Source organism: Methylophaga sp. UBA4204 (assembly GCF_002379485.1).
Classification (GTDB): Bacteria; Pseudomonadota; Gammaproteobacteria; order Nitrosococcales; family Methylophagaceae; genus Methylophaga.
This window is the reverse complement of the sequence record NZ_DFTU01000001.1, coordinates 398-772: the sequence shown is the minus strand read 5'-3', so window position 1 is coordinate 772 and position 375 is coordinate 398. Positions and strand designations below refer to the sequence as shown.

Annotated in this window: 1 protein-coding gene; it reads right to left on the bottom strand. The window is 48.0% G+C overall.

Annotated features, from left to right (window positions below; genetic code table 11):
- On the bottom strand, positions 1–375 hold a 375-nt coding region (locus B3182_RS00010; protein ID WP_292751058.1), incomplete at both ends, for an efflux RND transporter permease subunit.

Genomic DNA, 375 nt, shown 5'->3' with positions numbered 1-375 from the left:
AACAATAAATTCTTCAACAAGCTTTTCATTAAGATTATGGACAGCTCGCTCTATCAAGCCTGAGCGATCATAAACCGGAACAATTTCCACACCCTCGGGCAAACTCTTTTGCAAAGTTTTCAGTTTGTCTTTCACAGCAGCAATGGTGGTCAAGGCGTTCTTGCCAGAGCGCATCACGATGATGCCGCCCACCGCTTCACCGACACCGTTGAGCTCGCTGATAGCCCTCCGAATTTCAGGGCCAATTTGAATATGCGCGACATCGCCCAAAGTCACCGATATACCGGCATCAGTGGTGAGTAAGGGAATTGATTGAAAATCTTCTAAGCTTTGCAAATAACCGGAGGCGCGCACCATATATTCCGCTTCGCCCAG